This window comes from Bacillota bacterium (genome assembly GCA_030705925.1).
In the GTDB taxonomy this organism is placed as follows: Bacteria; Bacillota; Clostridia; order Oscillospirales; family Feifaniaceae; genus JAUZPM01.
Map to the genome: position 1 here is coordinate 1 of JAUZPM010000023.1, position 14,526 is coordinate 14,526.

13 protein-coding genes and 1 other RNA gene are annotated in these 14,526 nt (G+C 40.3%); 4 read left to right on the plus strand and 10 right to left on the minus strand.

Annotated features, from left to right (window positions below):
- Nucleotides 1-476 (minus strand): FoF1 ATP synthase subunit a (locus Q8865_05120; GenBank protein MDP4152811.1); only part of this gene is annotated, 476 nt, incomplete at its 3' end.
- A 133-nt stretch (nt 477-609) separates the two neighbouring features.
- On the minus strand, nt 610-873 hold the full coding sequence (locus Q8865_05125; protein ID MDP4152812.1) for a hypothetical protein: 264 nt from the start codon (nt 871-873) through the stop codon (nt 610-612).
- A gap of 370 nt (nt 874-1,243) precedes the next feature.
- Between Q8865_05125 and Q8865_05130 the strand changes: the two genes are divergently transcribed.
- Together Q8865_05130 and Q8865_05135 are read left to right on the plus strand one after the other, a co-directional pair.
- Nucleotides 1,244-2,479, plus strand: a complete 1,236-nt coding sequence (locus Q8865_05130) for an ammonium transporter (protein ID MDP4152813.1) — start codon at nt 1,244-1,246, stop codon at nt 2,477-2,479.
- 23 nt (nt 2,480-2,502) lie between these two features.
- On the plus strand, nt 2,503-2,844 hold the full coding sequence (locus tag Q8865_05135) for a P-II family nitrogen regulator (protein ID MDP4152814.1): 342 nt from the start codon (nt 2,503-2,505) through the stop codon (nt 2,842-2,844).
- Nucleotides 2,845-2,931: 87 nt separating this feature from the next.
- Here Q8865_05135 and Q8865_05140 read toward each other — a convergent pair whose 3' ends face one another.
- From Q8865_05140 to Q8865_05160, 5 genes are read right to left on the minus strand one after another with little or no spacing between them, the layout of a single operon-like run.
- Nucleotides 2,932-4,317 (minus strand): ATP-binding protein, encoded by a 1,386-nt coding sequence (locus Q8865_05140; protein MDP4152815.1) that lies wholly within the window; start codon nt 4,315-4,317, stop codon nt 2,932-2,934.
- 1 nt (nt 4,318) lies between these two features.
- Nucleotides 4,319-5,017 carry a response regulator transcription factor gene (locus Q8865_05145; GenBank protein ID MDP4152816.1) on the minus strand — a complete coding sequence of 233 codons (699 nt, stop codon included), beginning with the start codon at nt 5,015-5,017 and terminating at the stop codon, nt 4,319-4,321.
- Between the two features lie 31 nt (nt 5,018-5,048).
- Nucleotides 5,049-5,708 (minus strand): hypothetical protein, encoded by a 660-nt coding sequence (locus Q8865_05150; GenBank protein MDP4152817.1) that lies wholly within the window; start codon nt 5,706-5,708, stop codon nt 5,049-5,051.
- 24 nt (nt 5,709-5,732) lie between these two features.
- Nucleotides 5,733-8,195, minus strand: coding sequence for a heavy metal translocating P-type ATPase (locus tag Q8865_05155; GenBank protein ID MDP4152818.1), 2,463 nt, complete (start codon nt 8,193-8,195; stop codon nt 5,733-5,735).
- A gap of 21 nt (nt 8,196-8,216) precedes the next feature.
- Nucleotides 8,217-9,677: a sulfite exporter TauE/SafE family protein gene (locus Q8865_05160; protein MDP4152819.1), complete on the minus strand. Its 1,461-nt coding sequence runs from the start codon at nt 9,675-9,677 to the stop codon at nt 8,217-8,219.
- A 312-nt stretch (nt 9,678-9,989) separates the two neighbouring features.
- On the opposite strand from Q8865_05160, the gene Q8865_05165 reads away from it, so the two are divergent.
- A complete protein-coding gene (locus tag Q8865_05165; protein ID MDP4152820.1) occupies nt 9,990-10,553 on the plus strand; it encodes a hypothetical protein in 564 nt (187 codons plus the stop codon).
- 477 nt (nt 10,554-11,030) lie between these two features.
- A complete protein-coding gene (locus Q8865_05170; protein ID MDP4152821.1) occupies nt 11,031-12,491 on the plus strand; it encodes a hypothetical protein in 1,461 nt (486 codons plus the stop codon).
- Nucleotides 12,492-12,805: 314 nt separating this feature from the next.
- On the opposite strand, the gene ssrA is transcribed toward Q8865_05170, so the two are convergent.
- From ssrA to smpB, 3 genes are all read right to left on the minus strand, one after another.
- Nucleotides 12,806-13,152: a transfer-messenger RNA gene (gene ssrA / locus Q8865_05175) on the minus strand.
- Between the two features lie 33 nt (nt 13,153-13,185).
- Nucleotides 13,186-14,025, minus strand: a complete 840-nt coding sequence (locus Q8865_05180; protein ID MDP4152822.1) for an alpha/beta hydrolase — start codon at nt 14,023-14,025, stop codon at nt 13,186-13,188.
- A 1-nt stretch (nt 14,026) separates the two neighbouring features.
- Nucleotides 14,027-14,491, minus strand: coding sequence for an SsrA-binding protein SmpB (gene smpB, locus Q8865_05185; protein ID MDP4152823.1), 465 nt, complete (start codon nt 14,489-14,491; stop codon nt 14,027-14,029).
- Nucleotides 14,492-14,526: the final 35 nt, after the last annotated feature.

Genomic DNA, 14,526 nt, shown 5'->3' on the forward strand with positions numbered 1-14,526 from the left:
AAACCCTTGTATTTTATACCTGAATATGGGATCAGGATAATTATCATTAGCGCCATAGTTAAAGTTACGTTAAGATCTTTTGTTGGGGGCTCGATTGAAAACTCAGGCAACTTCTCAAAGAAACTGATTCCGGTTATTTTATAAAGCTGCTCGCCGTTTGGAAATATGTTAAAGATCCCTGCTATATTGGAAAACACAAGAAAAAGTAAAATCGTTCCGAAAAAAGGTGAAAAGCTTTTCCAATGTTCACCCATATTAGACTTCATTAAGTTATTTACCGTTTCCACTATAATTTCGACTATATTTTGCTTTCCTTCTGGCACTGTCTTTAATTTTCTTGTAAATATGTAAGCCAGAAGAATAATTACCGCCATAATAATCCACATCATAACGATACTCTGAGTAACAGGGATTGTTAATCCAAAGATCTTTATATTAAAAAGAGTATTTGGACTCAGCATTTTATTTAGATCCACAGTTTACACCTCTTGAAGCAAAATAAAAAAACAAAGGACTTTAATACTAAAGCGCCTTTGCTCTTAGTGGGACTAATTGTATACCTACTAAAATGAGAAGTCAATAAGTTTAAATCAGTGTGTTAAAATTTGTTTAATCTATATAAAATTTGTTTTTTGTAATCCCTAATGCTTCGGTAAAACTGTTGATAATTACAACAAAAGGAGCTAATAAAACTCCTGCAATCAAGCTTATAAAAAGTTGTTGGTTTGCAAAATAAGATATATATAAAGCTAATATAAGTATAATTTGATTCATAAGAAACAAAATCACTGTTTTTAAGAGCAATAACAGTTTGTTTTGCCCTTCTTTTACTGTAAAAATCCATCTATTGCTTAAAAATCTGAGAATACTCAAAAAAGCACCGATATATAATCCTGAATATATATATATCCTATTACTTAAAAAAAAATTATGACCGAAGAGATCAGCAGGCAGTATGCTATTCTTTTTATAATAAAAAGTGTAAGCTTGTTTTTAAACATATTTCTTTCCACATTTCAATTTTAATTTTTTTATAATACATCAAATGAATGATAAATGCAATATGAAATTACAGTGTTTGAAATGGTTGAAATTAGGCTTGACAAAACTTTTTAAATGTATTATCCTAAAATTACACTTCCGGAAGAAGTTAGACAGTATAATAATAATATTTTGGCAAAGAAGCCAATAATACGTTTTATTACGTATTATTGGCTTTATTTTTTTGTAAAGGAGCAGGGAAATGGATCACGGAGATATAGCATGGATGTTAACTTCATCAGCACTGGTATTAATAATGACACCAGGCCTGGCGTTTTTTTATGGGGGGTTAGTAAAAAGAAAGAATGTTATTAACACAATAATGTCATCTGCAATACTTATGGGGTTGGCTTCGATCCTTTGGGTTCTTGTAGGCTTTTCAATGTCTTTTAGCGGAGACGTCTTTAGTGTGATTGGAAATCTGAAATGGTTTGGACTAAACTTTAATAGTTTAACTGATACGACCTTGGCATACCCGAACACACTTGCCTTTGCAGTATTCCAAATGATGTTTGCAATTATTACCCCAGCCCTTATAACAGGTGCTATTGCTGAGAGAATGAAATTTTCTTCACTTGTTATTTTTACAACTATATGGTCAATAATCGTATATTATCCCCTTGCACACATGGTATGGGGCGGCGGCTTCCTTTTCGATATAGGATCTGTAGATTTCGCCGGAGGAAATGTTGTACATATCAGTTCTGGTGTCAGCGCGCTTGTCCTTGCAATTGTTTTAGGGAAACGGAAGAATTTCGGCAAAGCCACTTATAACCCGCATAATGTCCCGTTCGTTTTTCTGGGGGCGGCACTTCTTTGGTTCGGCTGGTTTGGCTTTAACGCAGGCAGTGCACTTTCTGCCAATGAGCTTGCTGTTCACGCTTTCATGACAACTAACACATCGGCCGCAGCGGGAATGCTTTCATGGCTGCTTATTGAAAAGGTCAAAAATGGGAAGCCATCACTTGTAGGTGCTTCTACAGGTTTAGTAATAGGATTAGTTGCAATCACACCTGGAGCCGGTTTTGTTCCAATTTGGGCGTCAATCATCATCGGCGCTTTAGTAAGTCCCATCTGCTACTTCTTCATTAGTGTCGTTAAACCAAAGTTTGGTTATGATGATGCTCTTGATGTTTTTGGATGCCATGGTGTTGGCGGAATCTGGGGCGGTATTGCCACCGGCCTATTTGCTCAAAAGTCAATCAACTCTGCAGCAGCTTGGGACGGACTGGTTTTTGGAAATGTGAATTTATTCCTCCGTCAGCTTGCTGCAATTGGAATTACAATTGTGGTTGCTGTTGTGGGAACTCTGATTGCATGTGGAATTGCATCACTTGTTACCAAGGGCATTAAGGTTTCGAAGAAGGACGAAGAATTTGGACTTGATCTAGCAGAACATGGCGAATCAGCCTATCCTGCATACAACGGTATGGACTAACAGATTTTAGGGAGGATTATAAAATGAAAAAAATTGAAGCATATATCCGGCCTGAAAAGCTGGAAGATGTCAAGGCCGTAGTTGAGAAATGTCACCTTAATGGTTTAAGCATGATGCAGATTATGGGGTGCGGCAATCAAAAAGGTTGGAAAGAAATTGTACGGGGAAGAGAAGTTGATTACAATTTCCTTCAAAAGATAAAAATTGAGTTAATAGTACTGGATGAACAAGTTGAAAATGTTGTTCAAAGTCTTGTTAATGAGTTATACACCGGAGAATTCGGTGACGGTAAAATTTTTATTTATGATGTAAATGATGCAATTCGAGTTAGAACAAAAGAACGTGGAGATGCCGCAATAAAGTGAGAATTCAGATAAACCTGAGTTCTGTAAAATATAAAACAATCCTGCTCTTAGAAGGCTAGAGCAGGATTGTTTTTTTGAGTCTGTAATCTATTTTGGCAATACAACAATAAACTCACTGCCTGAGCCTAGTTCACTGTTTACCGAAACCGTTCCGTTATGTGCTTCCACCAGTGACTTCGTTATAGCAAGTCCTATACCGGAGCCGCCTGAGGCTCTGCTCCTCGACTTATCCGCGCGGTAAAAACGTTCAAATATATAGGGGAGATCTTCCCGCGATATGCCGATTCCGCTGTCTTTTATTGAAATTTGTACTTCTTCATCGTCTCCTGTGGCGATTATTTCTATTATGCCTCCTTCGTTTGTATATTTTAGCGCGTTTGAAAGGATGTTCACCAAAACTTGTGCGATTTTATCCTTGTCCGCATTAAGATATTGCTCAGTTACATCTGTTACTAAGCTGATGTTTTTACTTTGAAATTCATTTTCAAAGCTTGTAACAGTCTTTTTAATAAGCTCGGAAATATCGAAACGCTCTTTACTAAGGGTCACATTTTCCCCATCATAACGTGCGAGTGTCTCAAGATCGCCCACAATCTTTGATAGCCTGATTGCCTCATCGAGACAGCTTTTCAGCCGTTCAGTATCCGGTTTCCATATTCCGTCGATAATCGCCTCAAGATGACCCTGCAGGTTGGCGATTGGTGTTCTCAGTTCATGTGCAACATCGGCAGTCAGCCTTTTTCTTAGAATATCCTGCTTATCAAGTGTTTCTGCAAGTTTATTCACTGTTTCTGTGAGCTCAATTATTTCACTGGTGCTCGAGATCTCGTCGACTCTATCGTCATACTTGCCTTCCGATATTTGCTCGGCAGTTTTAATGACTCTTGAAATCGGACCTGACAGCCGCTTTGCCATATATGATCCGAGTATAAAAGATAGAAAACCTGCGATTGCAGCGGCAAGTAAAATCAGCTTATTCAGCGTGATTAGAAAGCTTATGTCATTGTCTGTATAGAAATATGGACCGTAGTATCCGATGGTTACATTTCCTACAACCGTTTTATTAACAATAACCTGATAATTCTTTTCAGTATATCCGCCATTAAAGCGCGTATTTAGGCTTTTCATATTTTCAGCCATGCCTTGAAGTAACTCAGCACACATTCCACTGTTATGGGTCATCGCATTCCATAGCATGGTTCCATCAGCAGCGCTTACCCGGATAATCAACCCGTCGCCCAAAGCATTCATGCCTATATTTTCTATTTCAGAAATATTCCACTTGCCATCCAAGGCGCTGTATCGATTCTCAAGAGCTGTAACGATTTCTGCGTTTTTCTGATTAATATTATTGATAATGTATTTTTGAAACTGTTGTTCCAGGATCACATTGGCAGAAACACCTATTAAGGCAAACGCTATCACCGTAACAAAGAGATAGGACGTTGTTAATTTAAATCGAAGCGTTTTCACCTCAGACACCTCCGAATTTATAGCCTATTCCATGAACTGTCTGGATATAACGAGGCGTTCTGCTGTCGTCGCCAAGCTTTTGTCTAATATTTTTTATATGCGTGTCTACTACTCTGTCAAAGCCATCAAAATCATCTCCAAGGGCAAATTTTATCAGTTCTTCTCGTGTAAATGCTTTAGACGGATACTTTGCCATGGTCATAAGCAGTTTATATTCATTCGGAGTTAATATAACCCGCTGCCCGTTTTTTCGCACCTCATGACGAAGCCCATCTATGACTAGCTCACCGTCGTTGAATGACAATTCGCTTACAAGGGGAATGACCTCTGATGAAACCCTACGCAGGATCGCTTCGACTCTTGCTATCAGTTGCTTTGGACTAAAAGGTTTTGTAATGTAGTCATCAGCGCCAATCCCAAGCCCTGTTATAACGTCTGAGTCCTCAACTTTAGCAGTTAACATGATGATCGGTACTCTGGATTTCTTCCTTATCATCCTGCAAATTTCCTCACCTGTCATATCGGGAAGCATGAGGTCAAGTATTACAAGTATGGGGGAGAGCTTTTCAAACAGCTCCATTGCTTGGGTTCCGCTATAGGCGCAGGCAGCCTGATATCCGGCGTTTTCCAGATAGGATTTTACGACCTCGGTTATCTTCACTTCATCGTCTACAACTAGTATGTTTTTTACCTGAACCATTTGATTTCTCCCTCATACTTACAAGTTAGTTCTATTTTTTGTCAAGGTCATAAGCTTTCAGCAGAACGTCAACATTGCTGCCGTCCGTGTCCTGAACTGTTGTAAATGTCCAACCGCTTACTTTATTTACATCAACGCCTAAATCTTTCAGAGGCTGAGCCTTTATGACAAAAACGATATCCTTATCATTTTTTGTATAATCTTTTGCCCATTCAAATTTTCCGGCTGTAAGCTTAATACCGTAATGATCAAGTTTTTGATGATAGGTAAGATTACTCCTGTTGGATATCACGCTTTCAAAAAGAGAATCTGCTATGTTATCCTTCATGCCGTCTCCGCTTCCATAATCGGCTGTTAAGTAAAACATATTACCGACCGTCTTGTAACCGCTTCCCAGCTTTGATATATCCAAACCGGCGTCAACGAAAGGCTGCAGCGGGGTCTCCAACATTATGTCATCTGAACCTGTAAGTTCATAGTCATGACTTATTTTAAGTGTAGTCTCTTTATCTACAGTAAGGTAATAGTAATGATCGGTCAATGTATTATCTGTAACAAGATTAGGATATTTATCAACTATGCTCTTAAACGAATCGGGGCTGTACTTTAAAACTACGTCAGTACCGGAACATCCTGTTAGAATTGCGGCTGTCAGCGCAAATAATGCGGCAGCCGATAATATCTTTCTCATTATTGTTTCTCCCATTAGATTATCTTATTTTACTTTAAAGTTTCTAAGTCTAAGTGCGTTTGTAACAACAGATACTGATGAAAATGCCATAGCTGCACCGGCAAATATAGGACTAAGCAATGGACCGCCGAACAGGTAAACAACCCCGGACGCAAATGGGATTCCTATTAGGTTGTAAATGAATGCCCAGAAAAGATTCTGTTTGATATTTCTTATTGTTGCTCTGCTTAGGGCGATTGCCGCAGGCACTTCATTCAAATCTCCGCGCATCAGTACTACATCAGCTGATTCAACGGCAACATCAGTACCCGTTCCGATAGCCATACCAACATCAGCCTGAACAAGGGCAGGCGCATCGTTAATTCCGTCCCCAACCATTGCAACCTTTTGCCCAGCTTCCTGCAAGCGTTTGACCTGTCCGGCTTTATCCTGAGGCATTACATCTGAAAGCACATTTTCAATTCCAACTTCTTTAGCAATTACGTTGGCTGTGTTTTTATTATCGCCCGTTATCATAAATACTGATATTCCAAGCTTTTTTAACTTTCCGATTGCCTCATTGCTCGATTGTTTCACCGTATCCGCGGCCGCCATTAGTGCAGCCAATTTTCCGTCGACAGCAACGTACATAAGCGTCCTTCCAGAACTTGCAAACATTTCGGCATCATGCTTCGCTTCACTTATATTTATATTGTTCTTAGTCATAAGCTTGAGGTTTCCTGCAAGTACTTCCTTGCCTGAAACTAATGCATCAATGCCGCTGCCGGGTATAGCTTTGAAACTGTCGGGATTAACAAGCGAGATCTGCCTAGCTTCTGCACCTTCGACAATAGCCCGTGCTATCGGATGTTCTGAGCCTCGTTCAGCCGATGCACAGAGGAGGAGAGCATCTTTTTCTGACATTTCCCCATATGTTTTTATGTTGGTGAGCTTTGGCTTTCCTTCGGTTATGGTACCAGTCTTATCTAAGACGACGGCATTGATTTTATGAGTGGTCTCAAGTGCCTCGCCGCCTTTGATCAGAATGCCAAGTTCTGCACCCTTTCCCGTTCCAACCATGATGGCTGTAGGTGTTGCAAGACCGAGAGCGCATGGGCAGGCGATAACAAGGATAGATACAAAAATTGTGAGTACGAAATTAAAATCCTTGCCCCCAATTGCCCAGGCTATTGCAGATATGAGAGCTATGCCAAGTACAACAGGCACAAACCAGCCGGACACGATATCTGCCATCTTTGCAATAGGCGCTTTTTTACCCTGTGCGTCTTCGACAAGTTTTATAATCTTAGAAAGAGCCGTATCGTTTCCGACACGTGTAGCTCTGAATTTAATTAAGCCCGCACCGTTTATACTCCCTCCTGTAACTTCGCTTCCAGCCTGCTTTTCAACTGGCAGGCTTTCGCCGGTCAGCATAGATTCGTCCGACGTTGAAACGCCTTCTGTAACGACACCATCTACCGGGAATGATGAACCGGGACGGACGATCACAATATCACCGACGCTTACTTCATCAAGCGGAACTTCAAGCTCTTTGCCATCCTTTTCAATCATAGCCGTGACTGGCTTGAGCTGCATCAGCTTTTTGATAGCTTCTGAAGTCTTGCCTTTGCTTGCAAATTCAAGATATTTGCCAAGCATAACGAGTGTTATTACGACTGCTGCTGATTCAAAATAGAGAGACTGAGCAAATTCAAAACTTCCAAGGTATATCTTGACTGTTGCAAACAGGCTGTATAAAAATGCACTGCCGGTTCCGATTGCTATCAGCGTATCCATGTTGGGAGCGCCTTTTAATAGCGTTTTAAACCCTTTAGTGTAAAAACGACTGCCGGCAATCACGACCGGAATAGTCAATCCAAGCTGGACAAGTGCGAATATGAGCGGGAAATCATGAGGACCCATAAAGTTGGGAATCGGAATTCCAAGCTTAGGAAACATGTGGGACATTGCTATATACAAAACCGGCAGCGAAAAAACAGCAGCCACAATCAGTCGGATGCGCATGTTTCGCACCTCGCGCTCTCTGTGCTCTTTTTCAATATCGCGTGTTTTTTCTCCTGCGATTTCACTTGGCTTATAGCCGGCCTTTTCGATAGCTGCCTTTATTTCGGAAAGCTTTACCATTGAAGGGTCAAATTCAAAGCTGCCGCGGTTTGTCGTCAAGTTTACCTGAGCGGATAAAACTCCGGTTAACTTTCGGGTTGTACGCTCAACAGCCGCGGAACAGGATGCGCATGACATGCCTTCAATGAGAAGCTCGACCTTCTTTGTATGCTGTTCAGGGGCTAAACCGTAGCCGGCGTTTTCAATCGCTTTTTTCAAAGTTTCATAACTTTGTTTATCTTCGCTATATTTAACATTCAGCTTTTCAGTCGCAATATTGACCTCGCAGGCTTCCACACCATCGAGTTTTGAAACTGCTTTCTGCACATGTGCGGCGCAGGCGCTGCACGTCATTCCTGTAACTAAATAACTTTTTTCTACCATGTGTTACCCTCTTTTCGTTTCCTAATTATATGATATATTGCCGGAGCAGCAGGACATTCCACCTGATGATGTGTTGTTTGAAGATGCGGCGGCATCGTCCGATGCTGATTGAGCTGTCTGACCGTTCAGGTCATCAACTACCTTGATCTGACCGGTTTGCATCCCCATCCAGCAGGAATAAGTAATTGTGCCGCTTTTTGTTGGAGTGAATTTTATAATATTATCTCCGGCTTTAAGACTTACCTGAATATTGTAATCAGATATAACCAATGTTCTGTTGCATCCGTTGATTGATTTTGAATCAGCCTTCAGATTCCAGATTACAGGCACACCCTTTTGTACAGTGATATTAGGATATCCTCTTGTGGTTAAGGTGGAGGTTATGTTTTGCACCCCGTCTTTTACACTGGCAGCCGCAGTATCCGATGAACTGGCTGAGGCAGCTGATGCTGATAATATGGAGGGCATAGTAATACCTGACAGCACAAGTCCTCTGCTTAGCATTATAACACCAAGAACGGCGACCAGTACAGCGCTTAATTTCATCATTTTTTTCGTGAATTTGCTGCCAAGCATCGTTATAACCGCGCCAAGGCCAAACATCAGCGGGAGAGTTCCAAGACTGAAAAAGAACATAGAAAGAGCACCCACGAGAGCACTGCCGGTTCCTAGAGCATAAATCTGCATCGCCTGCAGTGGCCCGCATGGCATTAGTCCATTCAGAAGTCCAACAATATAAGGGCCTTTGCCGCGACCTGATGATGCCTTTTCGCGAAATATTCTTGGGAGCCTCGGCGTTATCTTATTTATCCAAGGGAACAGTCCAGTCATGCTGAGACCCATAATGACCATGAATAAGCCGGACAGGATGGCGACAATCCCGCGAGCCCAACCGGAAAAACTGATGACCGAGCCGATTGCACCTATGATACCTCCGATAATTGTGTATGAGGTCACACGGCCAAGATTATATAAAAGGCTTGGCATTACTTTCGCCTTAACTCCAGCTTCTGACCCGCCGTTGACACATTGCGACATATTGATGCCGCCGCACATTGCGACGCAATGCAAAGATGTAAGAAGACCGACAACAAACAAGACCCCGTAACCCATAGAGGAAGTGACTTCGGGTATAAAATTAAAACCGACTGTGCTATTTATTATTAGATAAAGCGCCAGCAATATAATGGCAATACCAATAAATTGTACTGTTGAAAGCGGTTTGTCTTTTTCCTTACTGGGTTTATTTACCATGATTTTCTGAGGCTTTTCTAACTTATAACCAGCTTTATCTACTTTCGCTCGTATTTTTGCAAAGTTGATCCGCTCTGGATCATAAATTACAGTTACCTGGTTTTTTGCAAAGTTTGCTTTGACTTGTTCAATACCATTAAGTTCCTTAAGCGTTTTTTCGATAACGGCCTCGCAGCCAGTGCAGGATATGCCGTTTACGATAAATGTTTCTTTAATTTTATTAGACATATGTTATTCCTTTCAAAGGATGCCCAGATTATAGTCTGGGTATTTAACGCTGCTATTTATTTGTTCAATCGACATGTTATCATGCATTCTCTGCTGATTTTGCTTTCTATAAGCCTCATTTTTTCATCTCCAAATAGTTATTTTGCTTTATAGGCTGATGATATTAAAATGAAGTGAAGATTTTATGTAGAAAACGCAGAATAATTGAATTAAAAAAGTGTTTGTATGCCATTAAAAAAGTACCTTTGTTTAACTTACTTGACAAATTAATCCTTTTCAGGATATTATTATATAAAAAAGGAGGGGCACAATATGGCTAAATTAATAAGGTGCAAGACATGTAATGCTGAAATCATAAGTTCCACAAAAATTTGCCCGAACTGCGGCGCCAAAAACAAACAGCCCATATACACTAAGTGGTGGGCGTGGACAATTGCTGTTGTGGTGGTTTTAGCTATTGCCACAAGCGGTAATAACAATTCAAACACAAACCCAAATACAAACCCAAATACAAATTCAAGTACAAATTCAAGTACAAACGCAAATACAGGTGCAAACACAAATACAGGCGCAAACGCCAATACTCCGCCTGCAAGTTCGAATGCCCAACAACCAGCGCAAGCCCCCAAAAGCAATAAACTTACCTTAGAAAAGTACAATAAAATTCAAACTGGTATGACTTATAAAGAAGTTATAGGCATAATCGGTTTTGAAGTAGCCCCTGAGGTTGAAATGGGAGAAGCAGGCTCCGAGTTTTATACCGTATCTTTTAGGTATATGGGGTCTGACCAAGTATCCGGCAGCCTGGGCGCGAATGCAAGTTTTATGTATCAGAACGGTAAGCTTACCATGAAATCACAAATAGGTCTTAAATAGTCAGTACGAAAAAAACCACTTGCTTCGTGCAGGTGGTTTTTTCATACAAAGGAAGAAGATATGGGTTTCTCGTAAAAAAAGATTGTATGACGACACCAAATTCAGTTTAAAAACGCTAATATGGAGGTCGAAAAGCTTTTTCAACGTAGGGCGAGTTGAAAACCAAGTCCATCCGGCTCGATGAACTCAGTATTCTGTTTAATATGGATAAGGGGAGAAAGCGAAGAAAATGCTCCGAATGGGCTTGATTGTAACTTTGAAAGGAAAAGTATGTAGAATATTCCATTATTTTATGTTATTATATGGTTATGGTGCGGAGTACATGTTTTTTCGTTCATGAGCTATTTGTATATATTGCTATTTTAACATCCAGTTGTTTATTATGGACGAGTTCAGGAGATCTCAGTCTTAAGTGTAGCGTTATAGCATGTAGAGTTATAACATCTTGTTGAAAATGTCAGAAGGGTGGTGCTTGTAATGTGGCAAATCTATTTTAGTGATTTTTTTGAGGTTTCACGTAAAATTATCGAAGAAGAAGGCTTTTTTGATATATCGCTGCTCAATGACCTACCTTTGTTTATCGACCCCTTTCTAATCTTTTGTAGCAAAAAAGAGGAATATAAGGAATTACATAATGAAATTATCAGGTATATGGTATTCTTGCGTGATTACTCTATTCAGTGTCCCCGTCCCACTAGGGCAATGCTAACAGCTCGTTATAAATTCTCGGAAGTAAAACAGAATTACTTAGGATTCTGTGAGGACGGCAATAGTGGAAGTGGATTGGGAAATGACTTCGCTATTGCATTGCATACAGGGCTAAAGGAGATCTTTTCCGATTTTGGCGAAGAAAAAGTTACAAAAAGTCCGCACCTTGAAAAGCTGTGCCTGGTAAAAGAACGCGTGGGAAAAGATAATATTAGTGATTTTACTACAAATCTTATTCAGCACTATCTTTTAGCGCTTACGCAAGATTTCGCCAGGAAATATATTAAGCCTTGCTATTGTAAAGAATTCAAAAATATCCAACGAGTTAAATTTAACTATGATGTAGGGGTTTGGGAAGCTGAAACATTTTATCTGCCCTGCTACAATAATGATTATGTCATTTTGACCCCTACTGATATGCTAGTTCGAGCGGAAACATGGATAAATAAAAAAGATCTATATAGCAAAGTCCAAACGCTCGGTACATCTTTGCCCGATGAGGTTTTACGTTTTCAGGTAAATGAGTACTTTAAGAGCTTTTTGTCGAAGAAGCCATCACGTGAAGAAAAAGCATATGCCGCTCAAAAAACCGTTGCAAAGTTCCCGCAGTTAATCGACTACTACATTAAGTCCAAAGAGGACGATGCAGAAGGCGCCATACGAGAAGGTTATCAGGAGGTTGGTGACGTAAAGCAGGTTTTCATTGAACAGCTTCAAAATCTGGTTTATCAACTCCAAACCGAAACGGACTTTTATAAAATTCCACTAAACTCTTATCAGGAAGCACTCCAAAGAGTTTTATACCTAAAGCATGTCATTGAGGATTGCGATGGGTATAGGTGGTTCTATAACGGAGATCAACCTATTCGCCGTGAAGCTGACCTCCACATAATGTATAAACTCGTGTGCTACGATACTTTTTCTGATGCAAACAGTGAAGTTAATAATGGCCGCGGTCCTGTTGATTTCAAGCTTTCACTTGGGCGGAGAGACGGCACTTTAGTAGAGTTCAAATTGTCGAGGACTTTGAAGAAAAACTTAGAGAAGCAGGTCGAAGTTTATAAGGATGCTAATAAAACGGACAAAGTAATCAAGGCGATTTTGTTCTTCACAGATGAAGAACAAAAAAAGACCGATGAAATTTTAAATGAGTTAGGTCTGAAAGGTAAGCCCAATATTGTATTGATTGATGCGCGCCCAAATAAGCTACAGGCTTCAAAGGCTAGTTAACTGTTACTTGATCTTCCCATTATGTTTATACCGTAATTCCAATTTTATGCTATTTAACTTTAAACTTAATGTACCATTTCAAATATTTTTACATAGCCGAATGATTTTCAAATGAGAATATCATTCGGCGTTTTTTCATTTTAGAAGGAGGTTAGCATCTTCAATGCAAAATATTTTGCATTTGAGAACATTTGTTTCACTAATATGCCTATTTACCAATATAATCGTTACACATAATATTTCTAAAATCCAGTAACCATGCGTATTTGCCGTAAATAAAGGAAAAAGCTCACATTTTCATGTGAGCTTAATTTTGGTGGAGGCGAGGGGAGTCGAACCCCTGTCCGAAAACCTATTCACAGGACTTTCTACGAGTGTAGCCGTAAATTTAAATTTTCCTTATATGCACGCCAAACGGCGGGCTTGCATACTTGGTATCCGGTTTTTCATGGCGGGTTACCGGAGTTGCCCACGCACGTTCACCGCTAATCGACGCCCGTATCCATGCCGCGGTACTCATGGTACAGACGGCAGCCTTAGTTAGGCTGCGTAAGCTAAATTAGTGTTAGCGTTTAATTTTAAATTTGCAGCTTTTAACGAAGTTCTGCACTTCGACTCGCTTATCCGGCTTCAAAATCCCCGTCGAAACCATTGCGCCCCCTTATATAAAATATTGTTGCGCAGAATTTATTTGTTATTCAAACTGTTTGTTTAGCCAGTCGGTACACAGATTTGTCCATTGTGATGCGATTTTATTTACAAAGTCTGGCCTTGAAGGCTTTGTTGTTTCCTTGGTTGCTAATGCAAGACCATGAGGACCGTTTTCAAAGATGTGAAGCTCAAAAGGTATATTATGCTTACGAAGTGCTTCTGCTATATAAAGCGAATTCTCAACAGGAACGGTTTTATCAGTAAAAGTATGCCAGATAAATGCTGGCGGAGTATTGTCAGTTACACTGTTTTCAAGTGAAAGCTTGTAGATAAGATTCTTATCACTAGAGCCGCCTGTCATGTTCTTCATGCTTCCGCCATGAGTTTTGATGCCGAAAGTAATAACAGGATAAGAAAGCACCATTGCATCAGGTCTGCAGTCAGGTACGCTGACACCTATCGTGTCTGAAATAACTTTTTCGCCGAATAAAGTTCCAATCATGCATGCAAGGTGACCACCGGCTGAAAAGCCCATTACAGCAATTTTACACGGGTCAATAAGATACTTTTCGGCATTTCTGCGGACATAGGCAACTGCAGCAGCAGCCTGTATGAGCTGAGCGGGATAATGAGTTGGCGCGATGCTGTAACGAACGACAAAAACCTGAAATCCCCTGGCAAGAAAGTGATGGGCAACAGGTTCAGCTTCTCTGTCCGAAGTAAAACGATAACCGCCACCCGGGAATACAACTATGGCAGGATACTTTCTTTCGAGATCCATTTCATGTGAGTTTTCCATGCAATAAGCTGTAATGGTAACAGGCACGTCTCCTTTAGGCATTTCGGGGAAGATAGAATTTAAGTCAATAGTTTCGTACAACATTTTACTGATTATGCTCCTTAATCATTCGCGCGATTTCACGCTTTGCATGAGATTCCGCCTCGGATTCACGCTTGTCATACAGTTTTTTACCCCTGCACACACCGATTTCAACCTTGACGCGGGAACCCTTAAAGTAAAGCGATAGGGGTATTATAGACATTCCGTCCTGCTTTATAACGCCGAGAAGCCTCATGATCTCACGCTTATGCATCAATAAAACGCGCTGACGCAAAGGATCTTTATTAAAAATATTCCCTTTTTCATAAGGACTTATATGCATGCCGATGACAACTAATTCGCCTTTATCAACGATGCAATAGCTGTCTTTTAGATTTACTCTTCCGGCGCGAAGGGATTTTACCTCAGTTCCCGACAAAACGATACCCGTCTCATACTTTTCTTCTACAAAGTAGTCGTGATATGCTTTTTTATTGTTTGCAATAACGCGGACAGTTTCGGAAGGCACATCACACACCACGCTTTCTTTTTAGTTAAGAATTT

What these genes read in the sequence shown, in the direction of transcription:
- Q8865_05130 (MDP4152813.1), top strand. Translation starts at nt 1,244, where the DNA reads ATGGATCACGGAGATATAGCATGGATGTTAACTTCATCAGCACTGGTA.
- Q8865_05135 (MDP4152814.1), top strand. Translation starts at nt 2,503, where the DNA reads ATGAAAAAAATTGAAGCATATATCCGGCCTGAAAAGCTGGAAGATGTC.
- Q8865_05145 (MDP4152816.1), bottom strand. Translation starts at nt 5,017, where the DNA reads ATGGTTCAGGTAAAAAACATACTAGTTGTAGACGATGAAGTGAAGATA.
- Q8865_05150 (MDP4152817.1), bottom strand. Translation starts at nt 5,708, where the DNA reads ATGAGAAAGATATTATCGGCTGCCGCATTATTTGCGCTGACAGCCGCA.
- Q8865_05155 (MDP4152818.1), bottom strand. Translation starts at nt 8,195, where the DNA reads ATGGTAGAAAAAAGTTATTTAGTTACAGGAATGACGTGCAGCGCCTGC.
- Q8865_05160 (MDP4152819.1), bottom strand. Translation starts at nt 9,677, where the DNA reads ATGTCTAATAAAATTAAAGAAACATTTATCGTAAACGGCATATCCTGC.
- Q8865_05165 (MDP4152820.1), top strand. Translation starts at nt 9,990, where the DNA reads ATGGCTAAATTAATAAGGTGCAAGACATGTAATGCTGAAATCATAAGT.
- Q8865_05170 (MDP4152821.1), top strand. Translation starts at nt 11,031, where the DNA reads ATGTGGCAAATCTATTTTAGTGATTTTTTTGAGGTTTCACGTAAAATT.
- Q8865_05180 (MDP4152822.1), bottom strand. Translation starts at nt 14,025, where the DNA reads ATGTTGTACGAAACTATTGACTTAAATTCTATCTTCCCCGAAATGCCT.